General features: G+C 74.2%; 10 protein-coding genes. All 10 read right to left on the bottom strand.

The window, feature by feature from the left end:
* Positions 1-136: 136 nt before the first annotated feature.
* Positions 137-667, bottom strand: a complete 531-nt coding sequence (locus VIG76_RS08295) for a hemerythrin domain-containing protein (protein WP_331953032.1) — start codon at positions 665-667, stop codon at positions 137-139.
* A gap of 156 nt (positions 668-823) precedes the next feature.
* On the bottom strand, positions 824-1,291 hold the full coding sequence (locus VIG76_RS08290; protein WP_331953030.1) for a hypothetical protein: 468 nt from the start codon (positions 1,289-1,291) through the stop codon (positions 824-826).
* A gap of 43 nt (positions 1,292-1,334) precedes the next feature.
* A complete protein-coding gene (locus VIG76_RS08285) occupies positions 1,335-1,583 on the bottom strand; it encodes a ferredoxin (RefSeq protein WP_331953028.1) in 249 nt (82 codons plus the stop codon).
* Positions 1,580-2,788: an NADH-ubiquinone oxidoreductase-F iron-sulfur binding region domain-containing protein gene (locus VIG76_RS08280; RefSeq protein ID WP_331953026.1), complete on the bottom strand. Its 1,209-nt coding sequence runs from the start codon at positions 2,786-2,788 to the stop codon at positions 1,580-1,582. Before VIG76_RS08280 ends, VIG76_RS08285 begins: the two co-directional genes overlap by 4 nt.
* Positions 2,785-3,342, bottom strand: coding sequence for a ferric reductase-like transmembrane domain-containing protein (locus VIG76_RS08275; protein ID WP_331953024.1), 558 nt, complete (start codon positions 3,340-3,342; stop codon positions 2,785-2,787). The genes VIG76_RS08280 and VIG76_RS08275 overlap by 4 nt, the downstream gene beginning before the upstream one ends.
* A gap of 1 nt (position 3,343) precedes the next feature.
* Positions 3,344-4,279, bottom strand: a complete 936-nt coding sequence (locus VIG76_RS08270) for an FAD:protein FMN transferase (RefSeq protein WP_331953022.1) — start codon at positions 4,277-4,279, stop codon at positions 3,344-3,346.
* Positions 4,280-4,683: 404 nt separating this feature from the next.
* A complete protein-coding gene (locus VIG76_RS08265) occupies positions 4,684-5,406 on the bottom strand; it encodes a VIT1/CCC1 transporter family protein (protein WP_331953020.1) in 723 nt (240 codons plus the stop codon).
* A 39-nt stretch (positions 5,407-5,445) separates the two neighbouring features.
* Positions 5,446-5,919: an FMN-binding protein gene (locus tag VIG76_RS08260; protein WP_331953018.1), complete on the bottom strand. Its 474-nt coding sequence runs from the start codon at positions 5,917-5,919 to the stop codon at positions 5,446-5,448.
* A gap of 13 nt (positions 5,920-5,932) precedes the next feature.
* Positions 5,933-7,354: a ferredoxin reductase family protein gene (locus tag VIG76_RS08255; RefSeq protein ID WP_331953016.1), complete on the bottom strand. Its 1,422-nt coding sequence runs from the start codon at positions 7,352-7,354 to the stop codon at positions 5,933-5,935.
* Positions 7,355-7,435: 81 nt separating this feature from the next.
* Positions 7,436-7,591, bottom strand: a 156-nt coding sequence (locus tag VIG76_RS15180; protein WP_414640623.1) for an ATP-binding protein, incomplete at its 5' end; no start/stop codon positions are given.

The following is a 7,591-nucleotide window of genomic DNA, read 5'->3' as shown; positions in this document are numbered from 1 at the left end:
GTTCGCCGGCGACACCGCGCCCCGGTGGCGTCCATGGGGCGCGTGGACGCCGAGCGCGTCGCACGACCCCCACCGGCGGGTTGGCGGGCACGGTGGACGCCAGACACCAGCAGGACCCGAACGTTCAGGACGTCGGCTAGGCGTCCTCCTCCTCGCCCGGGCCGCCGTCATTCACGTACTCCTCCGGGTCCTTGTCGACCGGCTTCACGCCGAGCATGTGGTTCGACTCGAACGCCAGGAAGCGGATCGCCAGGTCGTGCCGCTCCTCGAGCGACACGTGCCGGCGGAAGTCGGTCAGACCCTCCCGCTCCTCCTCCGCCATGTGGTCGCCGTTGACCTCGTTCGCCTTCGCGACGGCGGCGAACCAGGCATCCGTCCCCGGGGTCTCGCCCTCGACCGCTTCGGCGGCGTCGCGGATCTCGTTGTGGTCGTGGACCGCGTCCTCGGTCTCCTCGTCCTCGTCGGAGTCGTGGAGGCGGTGGCCGAGCTCGAGCAGGGCGGGATAGAACAGCTGCTCCTCCGCCTCCGCGTGCGTGTCCAGCAGGGCCCGCAGGCGCTTCCAGACGACGGCGAGCACCTCCGGGTGGTCGGGTCCGACGTCCTCGAGCGCGGCGAAGAGCCGTCGCTGCTCGGCGTGGTCGTCGAGGATCACCTGCGTGATGTCCATGTCCGCTCCTTCGGTGGCGGCTCAGCGAGGGGCTGAGCGCGACTCCGATTGAATCGCGTCGAGCGGTGCGCTTCCTCCGCGCCGACCGGGCGCGCGTTCGAACGCTCGAAGGTCAGGGCGCGCCTCGGCTCATCCGCGTCGGATCCGCGGATGCGGTCAGGAGCCGCTGGAGCCGGTCTGCGAACCGCCGCTGGCCGAGCCGACTCCCGATGAGGACGGGCTGGACGAGCTCGAGGAGCTGGAGGACGCCTGCGACGCGGCGGCGGCCGCGGCGGCTTGCGCGGCGGCGGCCCGTGCAGCGGCGGCCGCTTCGGCCCTCGCCTTCGCCTTCTTCTCGCTCGACGCCTTCTCGGCTGCCGCCTTCGCTGCTGCTGCCTTCGCGGCCGCGGCCTTCGCTGCTGCCGCCTTGGCTGCCGCTGCCTTCTCGGCGGCGGCCCTCACCGCCGCCGCGTGGCGCGCGACGGCGGCCTTCTCGGCGGATGCGTGCGCGGCCGCGACGGCCTTCTGGTGCTCGATGGCACCGTAGGCGTTGACGCCGACGACGCCCGTCACCCCGATCCCGATCGCCGAGGCGATCCCGGTGGCGAGCTGGACGAGTCGTCGTCCCTGGTCTCGACTGCTCATGAGTCCTTCCGCGGGGGCGGGTCGATGGTGCTCCTTGGGGGGCTCATCGCGTCACGATCGAGAGGGCGAGTCGCGGGCAGAGGGCGACCGCGTCGCGCGCCGCCGGCAGCTCCTCCTCGGAGAGCACGAGGTCGTTCCGGCTGCTGCCGCCGACCGCGAGCGGGTAGCCCCACGGGTCGCGGGTGAGCCGCCGCTCGAGCAGCTCGGTGCAGAGGCCGCGGCCGTCGCAGGCGGTCCAGTCGATGTGCAGCCGCGGGGAGGAACGCGCCTCCGTCGACCGGACGCCGCTCACCGGTGCACCTCCGTGCAGTAGCCCTGCAGGTGCGCCGAGACGTCGACGGCGAAGACGTCCATGGCCGAGCCGACCATGTGCGCGGTCCCGTCCGGGTGGTGGCAGCTGCCGCGGCCGATGACGAGGCCGGCGAGCCCCTGGATCCGCCCGGCGAGTGCCGGGTCCCGGTTCCCGGCCCGGAGCCGCTCGAGCGCCGAGGCGAGCGCGGGCAGGCCGTTCAGGCAGGGGCCGCACTGCCCGGCGGACTGGTCCGCGAGGTACCGGGCGATGCCGGCGGTCAGGGCGATGCCGCACGATCCGGCGCCGAGCGCGTAGATCGATCCGGCGCCGGCGGGGATCCCGGATCCGTCCTGCCGCGGGACCAGCGGTCGCGCGAAGTCGCGGGGGCCGACCCAGGTGCCGTGGTAGCCGCCGACGAGCACCGCGCGGATGCCGGCCGGATCGGTGTCCGCCGCGTCGAGGATCTGGGCGACGGTGGCGCCGCCCGCCATCTCGATGGGGCCGGGTGCGCCCACGTCGCCGGACACGGTGAGCAGGCGGGTGCCCGGATCCGACGTGGTGCCGAGGCTGCGGAACCAGGTGGCGCCGAACCGGCCGATCAGGGCGATGTGCGCGAGGGTCTCGGCGTTCTGGACGAGCGTCGGGGGCCTGCGGAACTCGCGGGAGGTGAGGCGCACGGTCCGGTCGACCGGCTTCGCGATCCCGGTCGACGCGACGCGCGCCACGGCCGACGCCTCGCCCGACACGTAGCGGTCCTCGGTCACCCGTACGACGATGCGGGACCCGCCGGGCCGGTCGCCGACCGCCCGGCGCACGACGTCCTCGTGCGCGGCCTTGACCACGACGACGAGCTGCTTGGCGTGCACCGCTCGGCCGACGAGCTCGAGCCCGTCGAGCACCAGGTGCGGCGCGTAGGTGAGCAGCGCCGCATCCTTCGTCGACAGGGGCTCGCCCTCCGACGCGTTCGCGATCGCGATCCCGTGCGTCCCCATCGCGGCGAGCTTCCTGGCGGTCGGGAACCCGGCACCGCCGCGGCCGGTGAGCCCCGCCGCCGCCACCTCGTCGATCAGGCCGGTGGCGTGGGGGAGCTCGCCGAAGGCGGCGCGGTGGGCCCCGAAGTCCGCGGTGCCCGGCGTGAAGAGCCGCGGGAGGCCCTGCGGTGCGCGGCCCCGGTTCCGGGTGGCCGTGGGTGCGGTGAGGGTCATCGGACGGGCTCCAGTCGGTGGCGTCGGTGCTCGACGAACCCGACGGACGTGCGCCAGATCGCGGCGGACAGCACGCAGACGGCCGCCACGGCGGCGCCGGCGAGGAACCAGGTCGAGCGGGCGTCGCTGCCCTGACCGAGGCCGTGCGCGAGGGCGATCGACCAGAGCGGATACGTCGCCCAGTGCACCGCGCGGAAGACCCGCTGCCCGATCCAGCGGCGCAGCAGCGCGGTGATCGTCACCGCGAGCATCAGGTCGAGCGCGAGCGTCCCGAGCCCCAGCCAGAAGGGCGACTGCGCACCCGCGAACGGCACGACCAGGTCGACGAGCCGGAGCTGGGCGTAGGGATCCCCGAGCAACGACAGCACGTGCACCGCCAGGAACACCACCGACAGCAGCGCGACGTTGCGGTGCACGAGGGTCACGCCGAACCGCGGCAGGCGGCCGATCGGACGGCCGGATCGGGTCAGCAGCCCGAGCAGCACCGACACGGTCAGCAACGCGAGCAGCACGACCCCGCTGCCGCGGCCGAGTGCCCAGAACGCCTCGCTCATCTCACGCCGCCTTCGGGAGGGTCTCGGCGGGCCATCCGCCGAGCAGATGCACGACGCCGTCGGCGTCGACCAGGCGGGCCGTCACCCGGGCCTCGTCGAGCGCCGCCGGTGCCTGCCGGCCGAGGACGACGGCCATGGTCGCGTAGGTGTTGGCGAGCAGCGCGGTCGGCGCGACGACGGAGGCGCTGCGCCAGACGGATTCGGCGGGCCGGCCCGTTGCTGGATCGACGATGTGGTGCCGCACCTCGCCGTCCGCCGACCAGCGCCGCCGCTGCGTGCTCGAGGTCGCGAGGCCCCATCCGCCGGCGAGCGACACCTGGGTCGCTGGATCGGCGGGCAGGTCCTGCACGGCCACCTGCCATCCGGCGCCGGGCGCGGTGCCGGCGGTCGCGATGTCGCCGCCGAGGTTCACGAGCACGCCGACGCCCAGCTCGGCGGCGACCGTCGCGGCGATCCGGTCGGCGGCGACCGCCTTCGCTGTGGCGCCGAGGTCGAGCCGCACGCCCGCCGGCATCGTCAGCACGCCGTCCGCGAGGTCGACGCGTCGCCATCCGGGCACCTCGGTCACGACGACCCGAGTGGGGACGCCGTCGCGGAGCACGAGATCGAGGTCCCGGTCGTAGCCGAGCGCGACGAGCGCCGATCCGACCGTGGGGTCGACCGCACCGCTGCTGATCGCGGCGGCCTGCAGCGCCGCGTCGAGGAGGTCGGCGAGCACGGGGGACACGGCGATGCCGTGGCTCGCGTCCGTGATGCGGGAGAGCTCCGAGTCGCTGCGGAACCGGTCGCAGGCGTCGCCGACGGCGGTCGTCCAGCGCTCGGCGATGCGGACCGCGTCCTCGAGGGCGCCCCGGTCCGTCACCAGCAGGTGGCCGCGGGTGCTCCAGAGGGGCCAGGCGTGCCCGGCCACGGTGGGCCCGTCGATCGTCGTGCTCATCACCGTTCCACCTCCTCGATCTGATCGTCCTCAGATCTTCGATGAAGTCGCTGTCCCTCGCCGATGTGTCGCCGATGAACGCAGATCCACCGGGACGGCGTCCTGCCGGCCGAGAGCGGGCGACTCCGCCCGAGCGCGGAGGGGTGCGGGGAGCTCCGTCCGTGCTCGTCCCGGCCGCCGCTCCGACCGGATGGGACGGGGGACGAGACGACGCCTACAGTGGCGGCCGGCGGCAAGAGGAGCCCCAGAGAACCGCCGCGTCGATGTTCGAAGGCTCACAGGAACGTGCGCGGGCGCCGCATCCGCAGCGCGAGCCCCGGGAGGCGGTGGGTTGCCACTTCTGGCCCTCGAGCGGCGGCTTCGAGGGCGAGAAGTGGCAACTCACGTGAAGTGGGTCGGGCGGGTCAGACCCCTGACGCGCGGAAGAGGGAGCCGATCAGGATCGTCGCGATGAGCGCCGCCGCGCCGCCGATCACGACTCGAAGCGCGGCCCGCATCACCGGGCTGCCCCCGAGGCGCGCCCCGAGGGCTCCCGTGACCGCCAGCGCGACGAGCACGATCACGAAGGTGCCGGGGATGCGGATGCTCACGGGGAGCAGCAGGATCGCGACGAGGGGCAGCACCCCGCCGGAGACGAACGCGATGGCGGACGCACCCGCCGCGTGCCACGGGCTGACCACCTCGTCCTCGGCGAGGCCGAGCTCCATCTCGAGGTGCGCTCGCAGTGCATCCCGCGCCGTGAGCTCCTTCGCGACGAGCGTCGCGGTCGCGCTGCTGAGCCCGCGGGCTTCGTACAGCGCGGTGAGCTCGGCCAGCTCGCCCTCCGGGTCCTCCACCAGCTCGCGTCGCTCGGTGGCGATCAGCGCCTTCTGGCTGTCGCTCTGACTGCTCACCGACACGTACTCGCCGAGCGCCATCGAGATCGCGCCACCCACCAGGGCGGCGAGTCCCGCGTTGATGAGGGTGCTGAAGCTCGGAGATGCGCTGGCCACGCCGACGGCGATGGCGGCGACGGAGACGATGCCGTCGTTCGCGCCGAGCACCCCGGCGCGGAGCCAGTTGAGCCGGCCGGCGTTGGAGCTCGCGTGGGATTCCGGAGCGACGGCTCCCGGGTCGATGGTCGACATGCGCGTCAGCCTAGGGTCGTCCGCTCCTGCCGGCGGGGCCTACAGGTGCGCCTTGTCGATCGCGGACTGCAGCGAGGTGCGGTAGCCGTCGCTGGTGTAGGTCGCTCCACTGACCGTGTCGATCTTCGCCGACTGGGCGCGCAGCGCCTCGGTGCGCAGGATCGGCGCCGCGCCGGCGCTGATCGCGACCGACCGGCCGTCCTGGTTCGTGAGCTGGAGCGCCTTCACATCGGTGATCCGACCGGCCTTCACGACGATCGCCACCTGCACCGGGCCGTACGACGTCTGGGCCGTGCTCCCGGAGAAGGTCCCCGATGGGCCGGCAGCGCTCGTCGCGGGGGCGGATGCGGACGAGCCGGTCGGCGTCTCCGCCGGTGTCGGGGCAGCGGCCGGTGGCGGCGCCGACGGGGCCGCCGGTGTCACGCGGGGAGCGGCGGCCTGGCCGATCTCCCACGTGACCGCGAGGGCGGCGGCGCAGCCGGCCAGCGAGTAGACGAGGGCGCGCAACCTCATCGCGGGTCCCCGCTCATGCCTCGAACCGTTCCAGGTGGATGCGGTGGCGGGGGAGACCCGCGCGCCGCGCGTCGCGGACGACGAGGTCGGCCCACGGGCCGGGGCCGCACACGTAGAGGTCGGACTGCAGCAGGTTCGGGAAGATCGTGGTGAGCTGCACGCCGCGGGCGGCGGCGGCCGCCGACATCCAGGTCGCGCGGCCCCGCGGCCGGTGCCCGGTGTCGGTGTAGGCGGTGCCGCCGGTCGCCCGCACCCCTCGCACGACCTCCTCCCACAGGTACTGCTGCCGCTCGTCGCTCGCGCGGAGCAGCACGGTCGCCTCGCCGGGCCGCAGGTCCGCGTCCTCGAGCAGCGACCGCACCGGCGTGATCCCGATCCCGGCGGTGACGACGGAGAGGTAGGGCGCCGTGCGCGCGCGGTCGGTGAAGAGGCCGTAGGGGCCCTGCAGCGAGACGAAGGTGCCGGGCCGCAGATCCGCGAGCCGGGCGGTGCCCGCGCCGAGCGAGCGGATCGTCAGCCGCAGGGTGCCGCCGGTGGGTGCGGTCGAGAACGACACGGGGTGGGCGTGGAACCAGGTCTCGCGGCTCCAGAAGCGCCAGATCGCGAACTGGCCGCCCTCCGCGCCGAGCCGGTCGATGTCGCGACCGGCGAGGTGGATGGAGACGACGTCCTCGGCCACCCGCTCGACGGCGACGACCCGGAACCGGTGGCGGAGGCTGACGACGACGGGGCGGGCGAACCGGTAGACCGCCATCGCACCGAAAGCCACGATGTAGAGGGCGATCCAGTAGAGCCGCTCGAGGCTGCCGTGCGCGAGCACCGCGCCCTGCCCGAGCTCGTGGGGGACCGCGACCGCGATCCCGACGTAGCTGACGAGATGCAGCAGGTGCCACGCCTCGTACGCGAACCGGCGGCGCACCGCGGTGAGGGAGGTGATCACGACCCCGATGAGCAGCGCGAGGCCCAGGTAGGCCAGCAGCATGTCCCGTCCGCTGGTGAGCAGCGTCACCGTCTCGGCGATCGGCCCGGTGCGGTCGCTGATCCCGTAGCCGATCGTCAGCAGCACCGCGTGGGCGAGCAGGAGGTACAGGGCCGGCTTGCCGATGTGCCGGTGCGCCGCGAGGGCCTTGTCGTGGCCGAACGTGCGGTCGATCAGCGGCACGCGCGCGGCGAGCACGAGCATGACGAGCAGCAGGTCCGTCCCGGCGAGGCCGGTGAGGATGCCGGCCGCGGTGAACAGCGATCCGACGTCGTGGAGCGATGTCGTCGCGGCGCCGCCGGCGGCGAGGAACAGCCCGCAGGCGAGCGCGACGGACGTCCACGCGACGGCGACCAGCAGGTCCGCCGCGGCCATCCGCCGACGGAAGGACTCGCGGCGCTCCGCGCGCGCCTCAGCGACCCAGGGCTGGGGTGGCGGCGTGGCGACCGTGCGCATCGCCCTCCTCTCGTCGCCCTCCACACTCGGGTGGGACCCGATGCGGATGCCGGGAGATCGGGCCCGTGCGCCTTCGAAAGCTCACACGATCGCGGGCGGCTCCGCGTCGACGATCGGGAGCCGGACGACGGCCTCCGCGCCCCCGTCCCGACGGTTCGCGAGGGTGACCTCGCCGCCGGCGCTGCGGACCAGCGCGCGCACGAGCGTCAGCCCGATCCCGCTGCCGCTCGTCCCGTC

This window comes from Amnibacterium sp. (assembly GCF_036559085.1).
GTDB lineage: Bacteria > Actinomycetota > Actinomycetes > Actinomycetales > Microbacteriaceae > Amnibacterium.
This window is presented reverse-complemented; position numbering and strand designations above follow the sequence as displayed.

Excerpts from the sequence above, each read along its gene's own strand:
- VIG76_RS08295 (WP_331953032.1), bottom strand. The coding sequence starts at position 667 with ATGGACATCACGCAGGTGATCCTCGACGACCACGCCGAGCAGCGACGG.
- VIG76_RS08290 (WP_331953030.1), bottom strand. The coding sequence starts at position 1,291 with ATGAGCAGTCGAGACCAGGGACGACGACTCGTCCAGCTCGCCACCGGG.
- VIG76_RS08280 (WP_331953026.1), bottom strand. The coding sequence starts at position 2,788 with ATGACCCTCACCGCACCCACGGCCACCCGGAACCGGGGCCGCGCACCG.
- VIG76_RS08275 (WP_331953024.1), bottom strand. The coding sequence starts at position 3,342 with ATGAGCGAGGCGTTCTGGGCACTCGGCCGCGGCAGCGGGGTCGTGCTG.
- VIG76_RS08270 (WP_331953022.1), bottom strand. The coding sequence starts at position 4,279 with ATGAGCACGACGATCGACGGGCCCACCGTGGCCGGGCACGCCTGGCCC.
- VIG76_RS08265 (WP_331953020.1), bottom strand. The coding sequence starts at position 5,406 with ATGTCGACCATCGACCCGGGAGCCGTCGCTCCGGAATCCCACGCGAGC.
- VIG76_RS08260 (WP_331953018.1), bottom strand. The coding sequence starts at position 5,919 with ATGAGGTTGCGCGCCCTCGTCTACTCGCTGGCCGGCTGCGCCGCCGCC.
- VIG76_RS08255 (WP_331953016.1), bottom strand. The coding sequence starts at position 7,354 with ATGCGCACGGTCGCCACGCCGCCACCCCAGCCCTGGGTCGCTGAGGCG.